14 protein-coding genes and 1 pseudogene are annotated in these 19,436 nt (G+C 74.8%); 7 read left to right on the forward strand and 8 right to left on the reverse strand.

Translation table 11 applies throughout. From position 1 onward, the window contains the following. The 3 genes and pseudogenes from AB6N24_RS18560 to AB6N24_RS18570 form a co-directional block, all read right to left on the reverse strand. Nucleotides 1-1,179: pseudogene (locus AB6N24_RS18560) on the reverse strand (hypothetical protein); the annotation flags it as partial. Between the two features lie 95 nt (nucleotides 1,180-1,274). Further along, complete coding sequence (locus AB6N24_RS18565) at nucleotides 1,275-3,107, reverse strand: HSP90 family protein (protein ID WP_412870862.1); 1,833 nt, start codon at nucleotides 3,105-3,107, stop codon at nucleotides 1,275-1,277. 1 nt (nucleotide 3,108) lies between these two features. Further along, nucleotides 3,109-3,618 (reverse strand): type III secretion system chaperone family protein, encoded by a 510-nt coding sequence (locus AB6N24_RS18570; protein ID WP_412870863.1) that lies wholly within the window; start codon nucleotides 3,616-3,618, stop codon nucleotides 3,109-3,111. A 217-nt stretch (nucleotides 3,619-3,835) separates the two neighbouring features. Between AB6N24_RS18570 and AB6N24_RS18575 the strand changes: the two genes are divergently transcribed. Together AB6N24_RS18575 and AB6N24_RS18580 are read left to right on the forward strand one after the other, a co-directional pair. Continuing rightward, on the forward strand, nucleotides 3,836-4,462 hold the full coding sequence (locus tag AB6N24_RS18575; protein WP_412870864.1) for a type III secretion system chaperone family protein: 627 nt from the start codon (nucleotides 3,836-3,838) through the stop codon (nucleotides 4,460-4,462). Then, on the forward strand, nucleotides 4,459-4,989 hold the full coding sequence (locus AB6N24_RS18580; RefSeq protein ID WP_412870865.1) for a type III secretion system chaperone family protein: 531 nt from the start codon (nucleotides 4,459-4,461) through the stop codon (nucleotides 4,987-4,989). Before AB6N24_RS18575 ends, AB6N24_RS18580 begins: the two co-directional genes overlap by 4 nt. Before the next feature lie 22 nt (nucleotides 4,990-5,011). On the opposite strand, the gene miaB is transcribed toward AB6N24_RS18580, so the two are convergent. Further along, complete coding sequence (miaB, locus tag AB6N24_RS18585) at nucleotides 5,012-6,661, reverse strand: tRNA (N6-isopentenyl adenosine(37)-C2)-methylthiotransferase MiaB (RefSeq protein WP_412870866.1); 1,650 nt, start codon at nucleotides 6,659-6,661, stop codon at nucleotides 5,012-5,014. Nucleotides 6,662-6,782: 121 nt separating this feature from the next. Between miaB and AB6N24_RS18590 the strand changes: the two genes are divergently transcribed. The 4 genes from AB6N24_RS18590 to AB6N24_RS18605 all read left to right on the forward strand — a co-directional run bounded on the left by AB6N24_RS18590 (nucleotide 6,783) and on the right by AB6N24_RS18605 (nucleotide 10,198). Continuing rightward, the gene (locus AB6N24_RS18590) at nucleotides 6,783-7,571 is read left to right on the forward strand and encodes an amino acid ABC transporter ATP-binding protein (protein WP_412870867.1); all 789 of its coding nucleotides are present in this window, start codon (nucleotides 6,783-6,785) and stop codon (nucleotides 7,569-7,571) included. Nucleotides 7,572-7,680: 109 nt separating this feature from the next. Then, nucleotides 7,681-8,538 carry a glutamate ABC transporter substrate-binding protein gene (locus AB6N24_RS18595; protein WP_412870868.1) on the forward strand — a complete coding sequence of 286 codons (858 nt, stop codon included), beginning with the start codon at nucleotides 7,681-7,683 and terminating at the stop codon, nucleotides 8,536-8,538. 98 nt (nucleotides 8,539-8,636) lie between these two features. Next, on the forward strand, nucleotides 8,637-9,326 hold the full coding sequence (locus AB6N24_RS18600) for an amino acid ABC transporter permease (RefSeq protein ID WP_412870875.1): 690 nt from the start codon (nucleotides 8,637-8,639) through the stop codon (nucleotides 9,324-9,326). Beyond that, nucleotides 9,323-10,198, forward strand: coding sequence for an amino acid ABC transporter permease (locus AB6N24_RS18605; protein WP_412870869.1), 876 nt, complete (start codon nucleotides 9,323-9,325; stop codon nucleotides 10,196-10,198). The genes AB6N24_RS18600 and AB6N24_RS18605 overlap by 4 nt, the downstream gene beginning before the upstream one ends. 246 nt (nucleotides 10,199-10,444) lie before the next feature. Here the strand turns inward: AB6N24_RS18605 and rny are convergent, their stop codons facing one another. The 4 genes from rny to AB6N24_RS18625 all read right to left on the reverse strand — a co-directional run bounded on the left by rny (nucleotide 10,445) and on the right by AB6N24_RS18625 (nucleotide 14,221). Beyond that, nucleotides 10,445-11,905 (reverse strand): ribonuclease Y, encoded by a 1,461-nt coding sequence (gene rny, locus AB6N24_RS18610; RefSeq protein ID WP_412870870.1) that lies wholly within the window; start codon nucleotides 11,903-11,905, stop codon nucleotides 10,445-10,447. 144 nt (nucleotides 11,906-12,049) lie between these two features. Beyond that, nucleotides 12,050-12,628 carry a regulatory protein RecX gene (locus AB6N24_RS18615; protein ID WP_412870871.1) on the reverse strand — a complete coding sequence of 193 codons (579 nt, stop codon included), beginning with the start codon at nucleotides 12,626-12,628 and terminating at the stop codon, nucleotides 12,050-12,052. Between the two features lie 11 nt (nucleotides 12,629-12,639). Next, complete coding sequence (recA, locus tag AB6N24_RS18620; protein WP_412870872.1) at nucleotides 12,640-13,680, reverse strand: recombinase RecA; 1,041 nt, start codon at nucleotides 13,678-13,680, stop codon at nucleotides 12,640-12,642. A gap of 310 nt (nucleotides 13,681-13,990) precedes the next feature. Next, complete coding sequence (locus AB6N24_RS18625; RefSeq protein WP_412870873.1) at nucleotides 13,991-14,221, reverse strand: DUF3046 domain-containing protein; 231 nt, start codon at nucleotides 14,219-14,221, stop codon at nucleotides 13,991-13,993. Between the two features lie 119 nt (nucleotides 14,222-14,340). On the opposite strand from AB6N24_RS18625, the gene AB6N24_RS18630 reads away from it, so the two are divergent. Then, nucleotides 14,341-19,436 (forward strand): Lhr family ATP-dependent helicase (locus AB6N24_RS18630; protein ID WP_412870874.1); only part of this gene is annotated, 5,096 nt, incomplete at its 3' end.

Genomic DNA, 19,436 nt, shown 5'->3' on the forward strand with positions numbered 1-19,436 from the left:
GGACGGACGGGCCGCGCCGCCGGGAGCCCCCGCGCCGTCGACCGCCGCCGTGTCCGGGCCCGTGTGCCGGGCCTGCGCCGGGATGACGGCGAGGTCGAGCGCCTCGGGCGCTGCCTGCGTCTGCCACGCGCTCGCGACGAGCCGGGACACGTGATCGGTGCCGTTGCGACGGTCGAACGCGGCGGCGAGCGCGTCGGCCTCGACCCGTGCCCAGTCCGCGAGCTCGGCGACGGTCGTGGCGGGCACGGTCGTGAGCCGGACCGGGCGCCCGGGCTCCGCGGCCAGCAGCGCCGCGAGCGCGGCGCCCACGTGCACGAGGTAGGTGAGCCGGCTGTCGGGCGAGTCGCCGCCGGTGAGCAGCCGCTGGTCCGCCTCGATCATCCGGACCGCGCGGTCGCCGTGCCCGCCGCGCGCCAGGAGCTCGACGTGCCGGCCGCGGGCGCCCGCCATGTCGCCGTGGCTGTCCGCGAGGTGCGCGAGCCCGCGGCGGTGGGTCGCCGCCGCGTCCGCGAGCCGACCCTGCTCGAGGTAGGCGAGCTGGAGGTGGGACAGCATGTCCGCGGGCTCCGTCGCGCACGCCGGGTTCTCGGTGAGGGTGCGCTCGAGCAGCCGGACGCCCTCGTCGGTGCGCCCGACCTCGAACAGGTAGGACGCACGGTCCCCCGGTTCGCACGCCTCGCACTGGGAGAAGTCGTCGCGCGGCGTCGCGACCCACGCCTCGTAGGCCGCGGCGGTGTCCTCCGCCCCGCGCGCCCGCGACCAGACGAACCGCTGGAGCGCGACGGCGTTCATGCCGTTGCCCGCGACCGCGAACCGGCGCTCCATGTCGGCGAGCGTGCCGTCGATCTGCGCGGCGGGCACGGTCGGGAACTCGGTGAGGTTCGCGACCATCCACTTGAAGGACCAGAAGAGCGTGTGCCGGTCCTGCTCGTCGAACAGGTCGGGGCGCTCGTCCCACCACCGCACGAGGCGGGTGAACGGCACGTAGGCCTTGTCGACCTCGCCGCCCCAGACGTACGCCTCGACGAGCGTGGACAGCGCGTACGCGCGTGCGTCGTCCGGGCCCTCGGAGTCCACGAGCCGCACCTGGCGCTCGGCCGCCTGGGTGCGGGCCAGGCCGTAGGGCAGGTCGCGGACGCGCGAGATCTCCCGGTTGGCGGACTCGAGGGTGCGGCTCATGGGGGGTCTCCGGGGGTGACGGACGAGCGGCGCGGCGGGCGCGCCCGCCGGGGACGGATCGGGGTGGGGGCAGGGGTCGAGCGGGGTCGAGCGGGTCAGTGCGTGGGGTCGGCCCCGCGGAGCCCGGCGCGCAGCAGCACCGAGAGCGAGGCGTTCATGGTCGCGACCTCACGGGCGCGCAGCGGCTCCCCCGCCAGCAGGAGCGCCGAGACGTACAGCGACTCGAGCCCGGCGTCGCGCACCGGGCCGGCCGGCGCCGCGAGCAGGTCCTCGACGAGCGGGTTCGCGCAGTTGAGCACGAGCTGGCGCGAGCGCGCCGTCCCGCCGAACCCGGCGAGCACCTCGCCCCAGAGGTCGTCGGCCTCCCCGACGGTCCGCGAGAGCTCGCGCTCGTGGTCACCCGCGCGGTCGTGCAGCAGCATCGCCGGGAGGTCGACCGGCTCGAACGTGCGCAGCGCGACCTCGCAGTCGTGCGGCGCGAGCACCGCGTCCGCCGCCTCGACCACGGCGAGCAGCTCGAGCTCGCGCACGGGTGCGAGCGGCGCCAGGACCTGGTCCACGTCGTGCGCGCCGAGCGGCCGCACGCCCCACGCCGGCCGCCGGTCCGCGAGCCGCGCGAGCAGGTCGGCGTCGTACACGTACCCCGCGTTGACGACGCCGAGGCCCTGCGCGCGGGCGACGGGCGCGATGCGCCGGAACTCCTCGACGGTCGGTGCGTAGAGCACGTCGCCGTGCGCCTCGTGCACCTCGGCGAGCGTCAGCTGCCCGTCGGTCGTCTCGTACGGGAGCACGTCGGCGACGAGGTCGAGCATCGCGTCGTCGGTCGTCGCGAGCGCGCGCACCGCGAGGTGGTGGGCCTCGACGAACGCGCGCGCGAGCGGCGAGCGCTCCCGCAGCGTCGCGAGCGTCCACGTCCGCACCTGCTCGCCGAGGGCGTCGCGCGCGGCGAGCAGGACCTCGTCGGCGTACAGCTGCTCGCGCGACGCCGTGGGCCGCAGCCCGGTCGCGTCGACGACGCACCGGACGAAGAACGCCCACTCCGGCAGCAGCCCCTCGACGCGCGGGCCGAGCAGCATGCGCTTGAGGTACGCGCGGTGCGTGCCCGACCCGGTGGGCGGCACCGCGGCGGGCAGCACGAACGCGACGCCGCTGACCCCGGCGAGGGGCACCTCGAGGTCGACGTGCGCGAGCGGGGTGAACCCGAGCGTGCGCTCGCAGTACCGCACGAGCGCCTCGGCACGCTCCTCGGGCGAGGCGTACCGGCGTCGCCAGGGCAGGTCCGGCTCGGTGAGCCGCCGCCACGCGGTCGCGCCGTCGACGTCGACCTGGACCGCGACGTCGACGGGCAGGAGCGAGCCGAAGTCGCGGGCGAGGGCGACGACCGTGTCGTGCGCGAGCCAGTGCTCCAGGTCCCGCCGCGGCCGCAGGCGCACGGTGCTGCCGACCGGGACGTCCGCGTCGGCGCCGAGCTCGGTGAGCTCGTAGCTGCCGTCCGCGTGACCACGCCAGCGCACCGGCGGCTCGCCGGTGCCGCGCGCGGTCCGGGAGACGAGCTCGATCTCGTCGGCCACCATGAACGCCGAGAGCAGCCCGATGCCGAACTGCCCGAGGAACTCCTCGCGCCCGAGCCCGACCTCGAGGTCGCGCTTCGAGCTCCGGCCGATCGTCGCGAGCAGCTCGCGCGCCTCCACGAGGGTCAGCCCGATCCCCGAGTCGGTCACCTCGAGGGCGCCGTCCGGCGCGGTGCGCAGCCGGACCGTCGCGGGCGCCGCCGGGTCGAGCGCGCGCCGGGCCGTGATCGCGTCGACGCCGTTCTGCAGCAGCTCGCGCAGGTACACGCGCGGACCGGAGTACAGGTGCCGCGCGAGCAGGTCGACGACGCCGCGCAGGTCGACCTGGAAGGCCTGGCCGGACGAGGGCTCCCCCACCTCAGTCGTCGTCGCTCGCGCGGTACGCCGCCAGCTGCGCCTTCGCCGCCTCCGCGGCCTGCGGGTAGAGGTCGTCGAGGTGCGCGAAGAGCTGGAGCGCGGTGCTGATGCCGCACGCCATGTGCAGGTCGAGCTGCTCGTCGGTCAGCCCGTGCTCGTAGCTCACGACGTGCTCGGCGTACACGCCGACGTCGTCGCCCTCGACCCGGACGTACGCCTTGGGCCAGAGGGTGTCGAGGTTCCACTGGTTCGCCGCCCGCGTCAGCGCGTCGGCCTCGCTCACCGGGACCTCACGGGTCCACCGGCCGCGGACCTGGAGGAACTCGCCGTCGCCGCCCAGGCGGAAGAAGTAGAACAGGTGGTCGTCCCACCGTCCGCCGATGTCGCCGTCGTCGTCGACCCCGTACGTGAAGCCCTGCGCGTCGAGGCGGTCGATGATGCGCTGGTGGCTCAGCGGCGCGAGGACCGGCTGCGCTCCGGCGCCCGCCTCCGGCTTGGTGAAGAAACCCATGGGAACCTCGTCGTCTCGTGCGCCGTGGCCGGCGCGTCGTGCCCTTCCGGGGCCGCGCGGCGCACGAGCGCCACGGACCTGGACCGTGCCGCACGAGACTAGCCGCCCGCGCCGACCCGGCGGCGCGAAGCCGGACGGACCGGGACGATCCACCCGTCCGGCCCAGCCCCGGGGTCACCTCCGGCCGCTTCCCCGCTCCGCGGGTAGGCTTCCGCGCATGGGTTTCTTCCGGGACCGACGCCTCCGCCGGTGGCTCGGGCTGCGGCCCGAACCCCCGGGCCGGGGGCTGCACGACGCCCGCCGCGCCGGCGGCGCACCGGTGCTGGGCCCGGGCGTGCCGGACGACGAGCTGCACGAGCACGTGACGCAGCTGCTCGCCCGCGAGCTGGGCGCGGTCCAGCTCACCGGCGACGTCCCGACCCCCGTGACCGCGGCCCGGGTCGCCGAGTGGTTCACGCGCCACCAGTTCAGCTACTTCGTCGACAACGACGGCGACCTCGGCGGGCTGTGGCGCGGGCGGCTGTTCTACTTCTTCCTCTTCGGCGAGCACTCCGAGATCCTCCAGGTCCGCGGCCAGTGGCACCGCGAGGTCGCGATCGAGCGGCTCGAGGAGGTGCTCGACGTGTGCAACGAGTGGAACGCCGACCGCATCTGGCCCAAGGCGTACGCCCGGGTGCGGGACAACGGCATGGTGCACGTCGTCGCCGAGGTCGCGACGGACCTCGAGCACGGGGTGACCGACGACCAGCTCAACCAGCTGCTGTTCTGCGGCCTGAGCACCGGGAGCATGTTCTTCGACTCGCTCGACGAGCTGTACCCCGACCCTGCGGGGGTGGCACCGTGAGCGACGGCGCGCTCCCCCGCTGGGTCACGCGCGTGCTCGGCGGCTTCGCCAAGCCCGAGAAGCACGCACCCGTCCGCGACCAGGAGGTCCCAACCCCGCTGTCCCGCGACCGGATCGAGGGCTACCTGCGCTCGCGCGGCTACCGCTACCTGGTCGACGACGACGGCGACCTCACGGGGACCTGGGACGGCAGCCGGTTCTGGTTCCTGCTGCTCGGCGAGCACGACGAGATCCTCCAGGTCCGGGGTCGCTGGCACCGCTCGCTCGCCCTCGAGCAGCGCCGGTCGGTGGCCCTGGCGGTCAACGACTGGAACCGCGAGCGCATCTGGCCCAAGGTCTACGTTCGCGAGGAGGACGGCCTGCTCGCGCTCTACAGCGAGGTGTCCGCCGACCTCGAGCAGGGCGTCACCGACATCCAGCTCGCCCAGCTGCTCGCGTGCGGGCTCGGCACGGGCGTGCAGATGTTCACCGCGATCGAGGCGATCCTCCCCGGCGACGAGGCACCCCCGGGGATCCCCGACAACTGACCCGCGAGCCGGCCCGGCACCGTCAGGACCGTGGCGCCCCGAGCGTCGGCAGGCCCAGCACGACGGGCCCGGCAGGGGCCGGTGCAGCCGTCCCGCACCCGGCCGCCGCCGGCGCAGCGCCGCGCGCGTGCTCGCCACCGGCCTGCCGCGCCGCCCACGCGTCGCCCGCGCGCGTGCGCCGCACGCGGAACGACGCGGCGTCGGTCAGGGCCGAGTCCGCGACCAGGTGGTACGGCGCGGCGTGCGTCACGGTCACGCTCACGAGGTCGCCCGGACGTGGGGCGCCGTCGGCCGGCAGGTCCGGCGGCAGCGCGAGGTGCACCAGCCGGTTGTCGGCCGCGCGGCCCGTCACCCGGTGCGTCGCGCCGTCCTTGCGGCCCTCGCTCTCCGCGACCAGGACCTCGACGCTCCGGCCGACCTGCGCCTGGTTCTCCTCGGTCGAGATGCGGTCCTGCAGCGCGGCGAGCCGCACGTACCGCTCCTGCACGACCGCCTTGGGCAGCTGGTCGGGCAGGTCCGCCGCCGGGGTCCCCGGACGCTGCGAGTACTGGAAGGTGAACGCCGACGCGAAGCGCGCGGCCTCGACGACGCGGAGCGTCTCGGCGAAGTCCTCCTCGGTCTCCCCCGGGAACCCGACGATGATGTCGGTCGTGATCGCGGCGTCCGGCATCACGGCGCGCACGCGGTCGAGGATCCCGAGGAACTTCTCGGAGCGGTACGACCGCCGCATCGCGCGCAGCACGCGGTCCGAGCCCGACTGCAGCGGCATGTGCAGCTGCGGCATGACCGTGGGCGTCTCCGCCATCGCCGCGATCACGTCGTCGGTGAACGCGGCCGGGTGCGGCGACGTGAAGCGCACGCGCTCGAGCCCCTCGATCGCCCCGACCGCCCGCAGGAGCTTCGCGAACGCCCCGCGGTCCCCGAACTCGACGCCGTAGGAGTTGACGTTCTGCCCGAGCAGCGTGACCTCGACCGCGCCCTGGTCCACGAGCGCCTGCACCTCCGCCAGGATCTCGCCCGGCCGGCGGTCGCGCTCCTTGCCGCGCAGGTGCGGGACGATGCAGAACGTGCACGTGTTGTTGCACCCGACGCTGATCGACACCCAGCCCGCGTACACCGACTCGCGCCGCGTGGGCAGCGTCGAGGGGAACACCTGGAGCGACTCGGCGATCTCGACCTCGGCGCGCTCGTTGTGCCGCGCCCGCTCGAGGAGCACCGGGAGCGCGTCGAGGTTGTGGGTGCCGAACACCACGTCGACCCACGGGGCCCGCTCGACGATGCCTGCCCGGTCCTTCTGCGCGAGGCAGCCGCCGACCGCGATCTGCATGCCGGGCCGCGCGCGCTTGGCCCCGGCCAGGCGACCGAGGTTGCCGTACAGCTTGTCGGCGGCGTTCTCGCGGACCGCGCACGTGTTGATGACGATGACGTCGGCGGCCTCGGCGGCGGTGTCCGACGCGCTCGCCCGGACGTACCCCGCCTGCTCGAGCATCCCGGCCATGTGCTCGGAGTCGTGCACGTTCATCTGGCAGCCGAGCGTCTTGACCAGGTAGGTGCGGGCGGGCACGCCGCGGGCGCCGGCAGGACCGCCGTCGGGGTCGCGGGCGTCGCTCGGGGCGAGCCCGGCGAGCAGGACGGCGGCGTCCGCCGGGACGTGGGGCAGGGTCGTGGACATCGCCGTCCAGGGTACGTCGCCCCGCCGCCGGCCCCGCCCGCGGGGAGCACGTTTCCGGGACGTTGCCGGACCGTGACCTCAGCGGGTAGCGGGCGCAACACTTCACCCCTAGGTTCGTCGGATGGTCGACACCCCCGCCGCCCCCGCGACCGCAGGGCAGCAGCGCACCCTGGGAGCCCCGCTCGTCGTCCTCGACGGGGTCAACAAGCACTTCGGTCAGCTCCACGTCCTGCAGGACATCGACCTCACCGTCCACCGTGGTGAGGTCGTCGTCGTGATCGGGCCCTCGGGCAGCGGGAAGTCCACGCTGTGCCGCACGATCAACCGCCTCGAGACGATCGACTCGGGCACCATCGCGATCGACGGGGTGCCCCTGCCCGCCGAGGGCAAGCAGCTCGCGCGGCTGCGTGCCGACGTCGGCATGGTGTTCCAGTCGTTCAACCTGTTCGCCCACAAGACGGTGCTCGAGAACGTCACCCTCGGGCAGATCAAGGCCAAGGGCGTCCCCCGGGCACAGGCCCGCGAGACGGCGATGTCGCTGCTCGAGCGCGTCGGCGTCGCGAACCAGGCCGACAAGCTGCCCGCGCAGCTCTCCGGCGGCCAGCAGCAGCGCGTCGCGATCGCCCGGGCCCTGGCGATGAAGCCGAAGGTCATGCTGTTCGACGAGCCGACGTCCGCGCTCGACCCCGAGATGATCAACGAGGTCCTCGACGTCATGGTCTCCCTCGCGAAGGAGGGCATGACGATGGTGGTCGTGACCCACGAGATGGGCTTCGCGCGCAAGGCGGCGCACCGGGTCGTGTTCATGGACGCCGGACGCATCGTCGAGGAGGAGACGCCCGAGAGCTTCTTCACGGCGCCGCGGAGCGAGCGCGCCCGCGACTTCCTGTCGAAGATCCTGACCCACTGAGCTCACGACCACCCGAGTCCACCGAGCAGCTCCGCCCGGCAGGGCCACCGCCCCACCGGGCACCGAACGTCACCGACACCGTGGTGCACCGCAACGAGAGGAACTGACAATGCGCAGACGAACCGTGGGGACCGCCGCGACGCTGGCCGCCCTGGCCCTGACCCTCACCGCGTGCGGGGGCTCCGACGAGCCCGCCGGCGACGCGACGGGCGACGAGACCTCCTCCGGCGGCGGCGAGTCGATCCGGATCGGCATCAAGTTCGACCAGCCCGGCCTCGGCTTCAAGGACGGTGACGACTTCACCGGCTTCGACGTCGACATGGCGCGTGCCGTCGCCGAGAAGCTCGGGTACTCCGAGGACCAGATCGAGTTCGTCGAGTCGCCGTCCGCCCAGCGCGAGAACCTGCTCCAGACCGGCCAGGTCGACATGATCTTCGCGACGTACTCGATCACCGACGCCCGCAAGGAGACCGTCGCGTTCGCCGGCCCGTACTTCGTCGCCGGGCAGGACCTGCTCGTCGCCGCGGACGACGACTCGATCAGCGGACCCGAGGACCTCGAGGGCAAGAACCTCTGCTCCGTCACCGGCTCGACGTCGGCGCAGCGCATCAAGGACGAGTACGCCGCCGGCACCAACCTGCTCGAGCAGCCGAGCTACGCGGAGTGCGTCACCGCGCTCACGTCCGGTGCGGTCGACGCGGTGACCACCGACGACATCATCCTCGCCGGCCTCGCCGCACAGCCTGCCAACGAGGGCAAGGTCAAGGTCGTCGGGAACCCGTTCTCCGAGGAGAACTACGGTGTCGGCCTCTCGCAGGACAACGCGACCTGCGAGGACATCAACACCGCCATCACCGAGCTCATCGAGGACGGCACGTGGCAGCAGATCCTCGACGACAACGTCGGGGCGTCGGGCTACGAGGCGAACGACGAGCTCAACCCGCCCGAGGTCGAGGCCTGCGCCTGACCTGACCTGACCCGCAGCCGACCGGGACGGGACGACGGACCCGTCCGTCGCCCCGTCCCGGTCGGCGCGAGCCACCACGCACCAAGGAGGTGAGAGCGCTGGACGGCACGTACCTGGACCAGTTCGTCGCGCTGTTCGAGACCTTCGACGTCCTCGCGGCGTTCTGGGTCAACATCAAGCTGACGTTCTTCGCCGCCGTGCTCTCGCTCGTGCTCGGCACCGTGCTCGCCGTCATGCGGATCTCGCCGCTGCCGAGCCTGCGCTGGGCCGGCACCACCTACGTGAACGTGTTCCGCAACACCCCGTTGACGATCATCATCGTCTTCTGCGTGCTCGGCCTGTGGGGTCAGCTCGGGGTCACCCTCGCCCAGGACTTCAACGAGAACTTCCTCCGCCTGGCGATCCTCGGCCTCGCCGTCTACCACGCGGCGTTCGTCTGCGAGGCGCTGCGGTCCGGGGTCAACACGGTGCCGGTCGGGCAGGCCGAGGCGGCGCGGGCGATCGGGCTCGGCTTCCTCCCGACCGCGCGGCTCATCATCCTGCCGCAGGCGTTCCGCGGTGCTGTGGCCCCGCTCGGGAACACGCTGATCGCCCTGACGAAGAACTCGACCGTCGCGGCCGCGGGCTCCGTCGCCGAGGCGTCGGGGCTCATGCGGACCATGATCGAGTTCCGGTCCGACCTCGTCATCCCGATCTTCCTCACCTTCGCGCTCGGCTTCGTGCTCCTCGTCATCCCCGTCGGCCTGCTGACGACCTCCCTCTCGCGACGACTGGCGGTGGCCCGGTGAGCAGCACCCAGAGCGTCCTGTTCGACGTCCCCGGGCCGCGCACCCGCCGGCGCATGGCGTGGCTCAACGTCGTGTTCGCGCTCGTCGTCGCGGGGATCGGCGTGCTGCTGCTCGTGCAGCTGGGCCGCAAGGGTCAGCTCGAGGCCGCCCTGTGGACACCCTTCCTGGAGTGGCGCACGTGGGAGAGCTTCCTCCTCCCGGGCCTGCAGAACACGCTCAAGGCCGCCGCGCTCGCGATCGTCGGCTCGTCGCTCTTCGGGCTCGCGTTCGGGCTCGGGCGCCTTTCCGAGCTGCGGATCGTCCGCGTGATCAGCGGCACGATCGTCGAGTTCTTCCGCGCCGTGCCCGTGCTGCTCATGATGATCTTCGTCTGGCTCGCGCTGGGCTTCTCCGACGTCCGCGGGATCGACCCCGGGGACTACCCGCTCATCGCCGTCGTCACCGCGCTCGTGCTCTACAACGGCTCCGTCTTCGCCGAGCTCGTGCGGTCCGGCGTGCACGGGCTGCCGCGCGGCCAGCGCGAGGCGGCGCTCGCCACCGGGCTCACCGGCCCGCAGTCGCTGCGGTCGGTCGAGGTGCCTCAGGCCCTCATCGCGATGCTCCCGGCGCTGGTCAGCCAGCTCGTCGTCATCCTCAAGGACACCGCGCTCGGCTACATCATCACGTACCGCGAGCTGCTGCAGGAGGCCCGCCAGGTCGGCTCCGCCAACGGCAACATCCTCCAGGCCCTCGCCGTCGCCGCGGTCGTGTTCATCGTCATCAACTACGCCCTGACCAAGGCCGCGCCGTGGGTCGGGCAGCGGATGGGGCGGCGCACGAGCGGGCGCGCGAAGGCCGAGGCACCGAGCCTCGTCGTGGCCACGCGGGACTGAGCGGGACGGGGCGTAGCGACCGGGCGCCGGACCCGCTCCGCGCCGCCGTCGTCGACGCAGGCTGGGCAGCGGCTGCGTACCGGACCCGGGCGGCGCTCGGCGGAGGGGACCCGCAGTGCAGGGACCGGGTCAAGAACCCAGGGTGCTCCGCCGAGGTGACGCGGCGGTGCAGCGGCCGGGCACCGGACCCCGGGCACGCGGCTGGAGGTGCGGGCGCCAAACGCTCGGTGAGCGTCCCGGGGCGGGTCAGCCGGCGGTCGCGCTCGCGCGGATCTCTCGGACGACCGTGACCTTGATCTCCCCGGGATACTGCAGGTCCGCCTCGATGTGCTTCGCGATCGCGACCGCGAGCTGCGGCAGCGCGTAGTCGTCGACCTCCGACGGCTCGACGACGACCCGGACCTCGCGCCCCGCGGACATCGCGAGGGCGCGCCGCACCCCGGTGTGCGCGGTCACGAGCTGCTCGAGCTTGTCCATCCGCTCGACGTACTGGTCGAGCTCCTCGCGGCGTGCGCCGGGGCGGGCGGCCGAGATCGCGTCCGACGCCTGCACGAGCACTGCCTCGACCGTCTCGGCCGGCACCTCCTCGTGGTGCGCCGCGATGGCGTTGACGACCGCGGGCGACTCCCCGCACCGCCGCGCCAGGTCGGCGCCCACCAGCGCGTGCGTCCCCTCGACCTCCGCGGTGAGCGCCTTGCCGACGTCGTGGAGGAAGGCGGCGCGGCGGGTCGTCGCGACGTCAGCCCCGACCTCGGCCGCGACGGCTGCGGCGACGAGCGCGGTCTCGACGAGGTGCTCGAGCACGTTCTGGCCGTACGACGTGCGCAGCCGGAGCCGGCCCATCGTCCGGACGAGGTCCGGGTGGAGTCCCGCGACGCCGGCACGCTCGGCGGCGTCGTGCCCCGCGGAGACGGTCCGGTCCTCCGCCCCGGTGAGCGCCTCCGCGTACGCAGCCTCGATCCGCTGGGGGTGGATCCGCCCGTCGGACATGAGGGCCTCGAGCGTGACCTGGGCGACCTCGCGGCGGTCGGCGTCGAAGCACGAGAGGACGACCGAGTCCGGCGTGTCGTCGATGAGCACGTTGACGCCGGTGAGGGCCTCGAACGTGCGGATGTTGCGGCCCTCCTTGCCGATGATCCGTCCCTTCATCTCCTCGGACGGGAGCGGCAGGACCGTGATCACGGACTGCGAGCTGGTCGGCACCGCGGTGCGCTGGACCGCCGCGGCGACGATGCGCTTGGCCCGGGACTCCGCGGTCCGGCGCGCCTGCGCCTCGGCCCGGCGGACGAGGGCCGCTGCGTCGTTCGTCGCCTCGTCGACCATGCGCCGGACGAGCTCCGCGCGCGCCTCCTCGCCGGTCAGGTCGGCGACGGCCTCCAGCTGGGCGCGGGCGTCGCGCTCGGCCGACGAGCGGCGCTCGGCCACCTCCCGCTCCGCAGCGGCGAGGGCGTCCTGCCGCTCGCGCGCCGCGCGCTCCGCCTCGGCGACGGCCTTCTGGTCGGCCGCCACCGCGCGCTCGCGCTCGACGAGGCGTGCTTCCCTGCGCTCGGCGTCCGCCAGCAGCGCGCGCGCGTCGTCGCGGATCGAGGCGACATCGGCCTTCGCCTGCCGGCGCTGCTCAGCCGCCTCCCGGCGTGCGACGAGCACCAGGATGAGTGCGACCAGGCACGCTCCCAGGAGAGCCACGACGAGCCCGAGCTCACCCATCGACGTGACCACCCTCCGGCGCTGCTGCGAGGTCCGCGGCCCGGATGCCGCGTGGATCCCTCCGGAGCATTCTCCCGCACGCGCTCGACGTCCGGCGCCGCGGCGCGCGGCGCCGTCCGCACGCTCGCCCGGTGCGGGCCGGCGTCACTCCCCGCGGGCGATGTCCTCGGCGACGTCGCCGATCTCCGCACCCTCCTCGGCGAGCGCCTCGCGGACGAGCCGGGAGACGAGGGCCGAGGGGTAACCCCGCCGGCCGAGCGCAGCGAACGTGCGCCGGGCGCGGACCTGCGGGTCGAGCCGGGCGGTCGAGGCGAGCTTGCGCCGGACCAGCGCGCGCGCCGCCTCCTCCTCGTCCTCGTCGTCCACCTCGCCGAGCGCGTCGGACGCGACCTCGTCGTCGATGCCGCGCCGGCGGAGCTCGACACCGATCGCCCGGCGGGACAGCCCACGCTCGGCGTGCCGGGTGCGCACGAGCATCCGCGCGTACTCCGCGTCGTCGATCAGCCCGACCTCGGTGAACCGGTCGAGCACGCGCGCTGCGACGTCGTCCGGGACGTCCTTGCGCTGCATCGCCTCGGCGAGCTGTGCCCGGCTGCGCGCCGAGCTCGCGAGGAGACGCAAGGCGACGGCCCGGGCGACCGACTCCGGATCGGCCTCCTGACCGAGCCCGGACGCGCCGGAGGCGGGCGGCTCGTCACCGCGCCGCCCGCCCCGGCCCCGCATCGGTCGCCCGGTCAGAAGCCGACCTTCGGGTCGACGTCGGCGGGTGCGTCGAGCTTGGCACCGACGCCGAGCTTCTCCTTGATCTTCTTCTCGATCTCGTTCGCCAGGTCGGGGTTGTCGCGCAGGAAGCCGCGCGCGTTCTCCTTGCCCTGGCCGAGCTGGTCGCCCTCGTACGTGTACCAGGCACCGGACTTGCGGATGAACCCGTGCTCGACGCCCATGTCGATCAGGCCACCCTCGCGCGAGATGCCCACGCCGTACAGGATGTCGAACTCGGCCTGCTTGAACGGCGGCGCCATCTTGTTCTTGACGATCTTGATGCGCGTGCGGTTGCCGACCGCGTCGGTGCCCTCCTTGAGGGTCTCGATGCGGCGGATGTCCATGCGGACGGACGCGTAGAACTTGAGCGCCTTGCCACCCGTGGTGGTCTCGGGCGAGCCGAAGAAGACGCCGATCTTCTCGCGGAGCTGGTTGATGAAGATCGCCGTGGTGCCGGAGGAGTTGAGCGCGCCGGTGATCTTGCGCAGGGCCTGCGACATGAGCCGGGCCTGGAGGCCGACGTGGCTGTCGCCCATCTCGCCCTCGATCTCGGCCTTGGGCACGAGCGCCGCGACCGAGTCGATGACCACGATGTCGATCGCGCCCGAGCGGATCAGCATGTCCATGATCTCGAGCGCCTGCTCGCCGGTGTCCGGCTGCGAGACCAGCAGGGCGTCGGTGTCGACGCCGAGCTTCTTCGCGTACTCGGGGTCGAGCGCGTGCTCGGCGTCGATGAACGCCGCGATGCCGCCGGCCCGCTGCGCGTTGGCGACGGCGTGGAGCGCGACGGTCGTCTTGCCCGAGGACTCCGGGCCGTAGATCTCGACGACGCGGCCGCGCGGCAGGCCGCCGATGCCGAGCGCGATGTCGAGCGCGATCGACCCCGTCGGGATGACCTCGACGGGGGCACGCCCCTCGTCGCCGAGGCGCATGATCGAGCCCTTGCCGAACTGCCGGTCGATCTGTCCGAGCGCGGCCTCGAGGGCCTTCGTCCGGTCCTGGGGAGCTGCCATGTCACACCTCGTGGTCTCGAGCAGCGCGGTCGCTGCACCTCGTCTGGGGCTGGTCTGTTGACTGCGGGTGACGCTATGCCCGACCACCGACATCCGTCCGTGCGCTGTCCACAGCCCGGGTCTCCCCGTGCCGGTGGACCGCCCTCCGCCCGGTCGACCCGGGTCGCAGGACCGCCGACGTCCTCACCACGCACCACGTTACCCGAACAGGTGTTCGACAGGGCGCGACACGCCGGGCGCGTCGCGGGACGTGACCGGCCGGGCCCGACTCAGCGACGGACGCCGCCGCCCGGGCCGCCTCGGGCCCGACTCAGCGCCGGGGCGGCGCCTGCCGCGCCGCCGAGCCCCAGCGCCGCGCGTCGAGGATCTCCATCGCGTCGCACAGCGCGTGCCAGACGTCGCGCGGCTCCGCACCGTCGTCGAGAGCCTGCACCGCGGTCCGCCCCTGCAGCTCGAACAGGACGAGGTCCCGCGCGAGGGCGCGACCGTGCGCGCTGCCGAGCACCTCGTCGACCAGCTGCCAGAACTCGCGGTATCGCACGGCACCAGCCTGCCACCCGACGCGCGGTGCGGCGTGCACGGCGCACGCGCACGGGTGCGACGTCGGCAGCCGGGTGCGCTCGACCGGCCGGTGTGGGCGCAGCCAGCCACAATGGCCCGGTGGACGAGGCGACGCAGGCTGCGGAGGTGCTCGGGCGCTTCTCCGCGCCCACCCGGGACTGGTTCACGGGTGCGTTCGCCGGGCCGACGACGGCGCAGGTCGGGGCGTGGGAGGCGGTCTCGTCGGGCGAGCACGCGCTCGTCGTCGCACCGACGGGCTCCGGCAAGACGCTCGCGGCGTTCCTCTGGGCGCTCGACGGCCTGCTCGGCGGCCCCGCACCGGGCACGCAGGCGCCGGCCGGCGGCGCGTCGGTCCCACCCGCGCCGGCCGCCGAGCCGGAGGACCCGACCCAGCGGTGCCGCGTCCTGTACGTCTCCCCGCTCAAGGCGCTCGCGACCGACGTCGAGCGGAACCTGCGCTCGCCGCTCGTCGGCATCCGCCAGGCCGCGACCCGCGCGGGCCGACCGATCGCCGACGTGGCCGTCGGGGTCCGCACCGGCGACACGCCGCCGGCCGAGCGCCGCGCGTTCGCGACCAAGCCGCCCGACATCCTCATCACGACGCCCGAGTCGCTGTTCCTCGTCCTCACCTCGGCCGCGCGTGCCGGTCTCTCGGGCGTACGCACGGTGATCCTCGACGAGATCCACGCCGTCGCCGGGACCAAGAGGGGCGCGCACCTCGCCGTCTCGCTCGAGCGGCTCGACGCGCTCCTCGACCGGCCCGGCGGGCCGGGACCGGCGCAGCGCATCGGCCTGTCCGCGACCGTCCGGCCGGTCGACGCGGTCGCCGCCTTCCTCGGCGGTGCGCGGGCGCACGCGGACGGCGGGAGGCGCGTCGTCGTCGTGCAGCCGCCGTCGACCAAGCGCATCGAGGTCGACGTCGTCGTGCCCGTGCCCGACCTGGCGGACCTGGCCTCGGCCCCGGCGGTGGGCACCCCGGGCCCCGACGCGCTCCCGCCGGGCGAGGTCGACCTGACCGGCCCCGCGGCGGGCGCGCCGCCGCGCCCCTCGATCTGGCCCCACGTCGAGGAGCGCGTCGTCGACCTCGTGGCCGAGCACCGCTCGACCCTCGTGTTCACGAACTCCCGCCGCGGGGCCGAGCGGCTCACGGCCCGCATGAACGAGGTGTGGGCCGAGCGGCAGGGCGAGGACGTGCCCGACCCCGGCGAGCTGCAGCCGGCGGCCGCGCCCGCGCAGTCGGGCACCGCGGTCGGGGTGGACACCCGGGACGCCGCGACGATCCTCGCCCGCGCGCACCACGGGTCGATGAGCCGCGCGGAGCGCACCCGGACGGAAACCGAGCTCAAGGCCGGGCGCCTGCCGGCGGTCGTCGCGACCAGCTCGCTCGAGCTCGGGATCGACATGGGCGCGGTCGACCTCGTCGTCCAGGTCGGCGCACCGCCGTCGGTCGCGAGCGGGCTCCAGCGCGTGGGACGTGCCGGCCACCAGGTCGGCGCGGTCTCGCACGGGATCATGTTCCCGACGTTCCGCGGGGAGCTCGTGCCCGCGGCCGTGACCGCCACGCGCATGCGGCGCGGCGAGCTCGAGGCGCTGCACGTGCCCGCGAACCCGCTCGACGTGCTCGCGCAGCAGGTCGTCGCGATGGTCGCGACCGAGGACTGGAGCGTCGCGGACCTCGCGGCGGTCGTCCGGCGGGCCGCGCCGTACAGCGGCCTCGGCGACGCGACGCTGCACGCGGTCCTCGACATGCTCGCGGGCCGCTACCCGAGCGAGGAGTTCGCCGAGCTGCGGCCCCGCATCGTCTGGGACCGTGCACGCGACGTCCTGAGCGGGCGCCCGGGCGCGCTGCGCCTCGCGGTGACGAGCGGCGGCACGATCCCCGACCGCGGTCTCTACGGGGTCTTCCTGGCGAGCGGCGCGTCCACGAGCGACGTCCCTGTGGACGCCGAGCGCACGGGTGGTCAGCTGCGCGGCGGCAAGCGTGTGGGCGAGCTCGACGAGGAGATGGTCTACGAGTCCCGCGTCGGGGACACCTTCACGCTCGGGTCGAGCACGTGGCGCATCGACGACATCACCCCGGACCGCGTGCTCGTGACGCCCGCTCCGGGCGTGCCGGGCCGCCTGCCGTTCTGGAAGGGCGACGCCCCCGGCCGGCCCGCCGAGCTGGGCCGGGCCATGGGGGCGTGGGTCCGCGAGGTCGCCGCGAAGCCCGACGAGGAGGCGCGCGCCCAGGTCTCCGCGGCGGGGCTGGACCCCTGGGCGACCGACAACCTGCTGTCCTACCTGCGCGAGCAGGAGGCCGCCGCCGGGCAGCTCCCGACCGACACCACGCTCGTCGTCGAGCGCTTCCGCGACGAGCTCGGGGACTGGCGCGTCGTGCTGCACTCCCCCTACGGCGCACGCGTGCACGCGCCGTGGGCGCTGGTCATCGCCGCCCGGCTGCGCGAGCGGTTCGGGGTCGACGCCGCGGCGATGCACTCCGACGACGGCATCGTGCTGCGGCTGCCCGACATGCTCAGCTCCGACGCGGCGTTCCCGCTCGGGGACGGGCTCGGCGCGCGCTGGGCCGACGACGCCGAGGCGCCGCCCGTGGGCGTCGACGACCTGCTCGTCGATGCCGACGAGGTCGCGGACGCCGTGCGGGGCGAGCTCGGCGGCTCCGCCATGTTCGGCGCGCGCTTCCGTGAGGCCGCGGCGCGCGCGCTCCTGCTGCCCCGGAGACGTCCCGACAAGCGCCAGCCCCTGTGGCAGCAGCGCCAGCGCTCGGCACAGCTCCTGAGCGTCGCGGCGCAGTACCCGGAGTTCCCGATCCTGCTCGAGGCGGTCCGTGAGTGCCTCCAGGACGACTTCGACGTCGCGGCGCTGACCACGCTCATGCGCGACGTCGCGGCCCGGAAGATCCGCGTCGTCGAGGTGACGACGACCACCCCGTCGCCGTTCGCGCAGTCGTTGCTGTTCGGGTACACCGCGCAGTTCCTGTACGACGGCGACGCGCCGCTCGCCGAGCGCCGGGCCGCCGCGCTGACGCTCGACCCCACGCTGCTCGCCGAGCTGCTCGGCGCCGGCCAGTCGCAGCTCGCCGACCTGCTCGACCCCGTCGCGGTCCAGCGCACCGAGGCCGAGCTCGCGGGGACGGCCCCCGACCGTCAGGCGCGCACGCTCGAGGCCCTCGCCGACGTGGTCCGCCGCCACGGCCCCCTGACCACGGCCGACGCGCAGGCGCGGACCGTCGAGGCCGAGCGCGCCCAGGTCCCGGGATGGCTCGCCGAGCTCGAGACCGCTCGACGCGTGCTCCGGGTCAGGCTCGGCGGGGTCGAGGCCGAGCGCGGCGAGCAGTGGGCGGCGATCGAGGACGCCGGGCGCCTGCGCGACGCCCTCGGGGTCGCTCTGCCCGTCGGCGTGCCCGAGGTGTTCACCGAGGTCCGTCCCGACCCGCTCGGGGACCTCGTGCGCCGCCACGCCCGCACGCACGGGCCGTTCCCGGCCGCGCAGGTCGCGGCGCGGTTCGGGCTCGGGGTCGCCGTCGTGACCGAGGTGCTGCGCCGCCTCGAGCAGACCGGCGTGCTGGTGCAGGGACGGCTGCGGCCGGACGAGCTCGGCGGGACCGGGGACGAGTACTGCGACGCCGAGGTGCTGCGGCAGCTGCGCCGGCGCTCGCTCGCGGCGCTGCGGGCCGAGGTCGAGCCGGTCGACCAGCAGGCGCTCGGGGTGTTCCTGCCCCGGTGGCAGGGCATCGACCCCAGCCCGCGCCGCACCGGGGGTCTGCGCGGCATCGACGGGCTCGCGCGCGCCGTCGAGCAGCTCGCGGGCGCGGCCGTCCCCGCGTCGGCGCTCGAGACGCACATCCTGCCGGTGCGCGTCGCGGACTACTCCCCCGCGATGCTCGACGAGCTCACCGCCGCGGGCGAGGTGCTGTGGGCGGGGCACGGTGCGCTCGCGGGGCACGACGGGCTCGTGAGCCTGCACCCCGCGTCCGTCGCCGACCTCACGCTGCCCCCGGCCGTGCCGGTCGAGGCCGACGGGTTCCTCGACACCCCGCTGCACCGCGCGACGCTCGCCGCGCTCGCGGGCGGCGGTGCGTACTTCGTCGGGGGGCTGCTGACGCGGGTGCGGGAGCTCCTCGCGGCCGAGGGCTTGCCAGACCCGGACGCCTCGGCGGCTGCCGGGAGCGCGTCGGCGCCGGAGCGCGCGGCGCCTGCGGTCGCACCCGGCACCGACGGTGCCCCGGCCGCGTCGCAGAGCGCGCTCACGGCCGCGCTCTGGGACCTCGTCTGGGCCGGGCACGTGACGAACGACGGCCTCGCCGTGCTCCGGGCACGGCTCGGCACGGGAGCCACGGCGCACCGCACCAAGGCCCCGGCGGCCCGCAGCCGGAGTCTCGGCGGCGCGGCACGCTTCGGCCTGCGCTCGGCGTCCCTCGCCCCGCGCGGGACCCCCAGGCCAGGTTCCGCGCTGCTCGCCGAGGCCGGCGGCCGGTGGTCGCTGCTGCCGGAGCGCGAGAGCGACCCGACGCTGCGGGCGCACGCCCTCGCCGCGCAGCTCCTCGACCGGCACGGCGTCCTGACCCGCGCGGTCGCTCCCGCCGAGGGGGTCACGGCGCAGTTCGGCGCCGTGTACCGCGTGCTCGCGGCGCTCGAGCAGGCCGGCCAGGTGCGCCGCGGGTACTTCGTCGAGCACCTCGGCGGCTCGCAGTTCGCGCTGCCCGGCGCGGTGGACCGGCTCCGGGAGGACGCGCGCACGGTCGAGCGCGCGCGCGAGCAGGCGGCCGAGAGCGCCGACGACGCGACCGGCGCACCGGGTCCGGGCGACCCGTGGTCACCGGCCCCGAGCCAGCCCGAGCGGACCCGGTTCGTCGTGACGCTCGCGGCCACCGACCCCGCGAACCCGTACGGCGCGGCGCTCGCGTGGCCCCTGCCGTCGGCCGCGGACGGCCTCGCCCCCGGCGCGACGGGCCTGCACCGCCCGGGACGCAAGGCCGGCGCCGTGGTCGTGCTCGTCGACGGCGCGCTCGTGCTGTACGTCGAGCGGGGCGGCCGGACGGTGCTCACGTTCACCCAGGACCCGGCGCTGCTCGACGTGGCGGCGGGCCGGCTCGCGGACGCGGTGCGCACCGGCAACCTCGGGCGCATGACGCTGCACCGCGCCGACGGCGCCGCGCTCCTCGAGGCGGAGGCCCTGCGCAGCCCGCTCGGACG

It is taken from the genome of Cellulomonas jepli, from assembly GCF_047229345.1.
Taxonomy (GTDB): Bacteria; Actinomycetota; Actinomycetes; order Actinomycetales; family Cellulomonadaceae; genus Cellulomonas_A.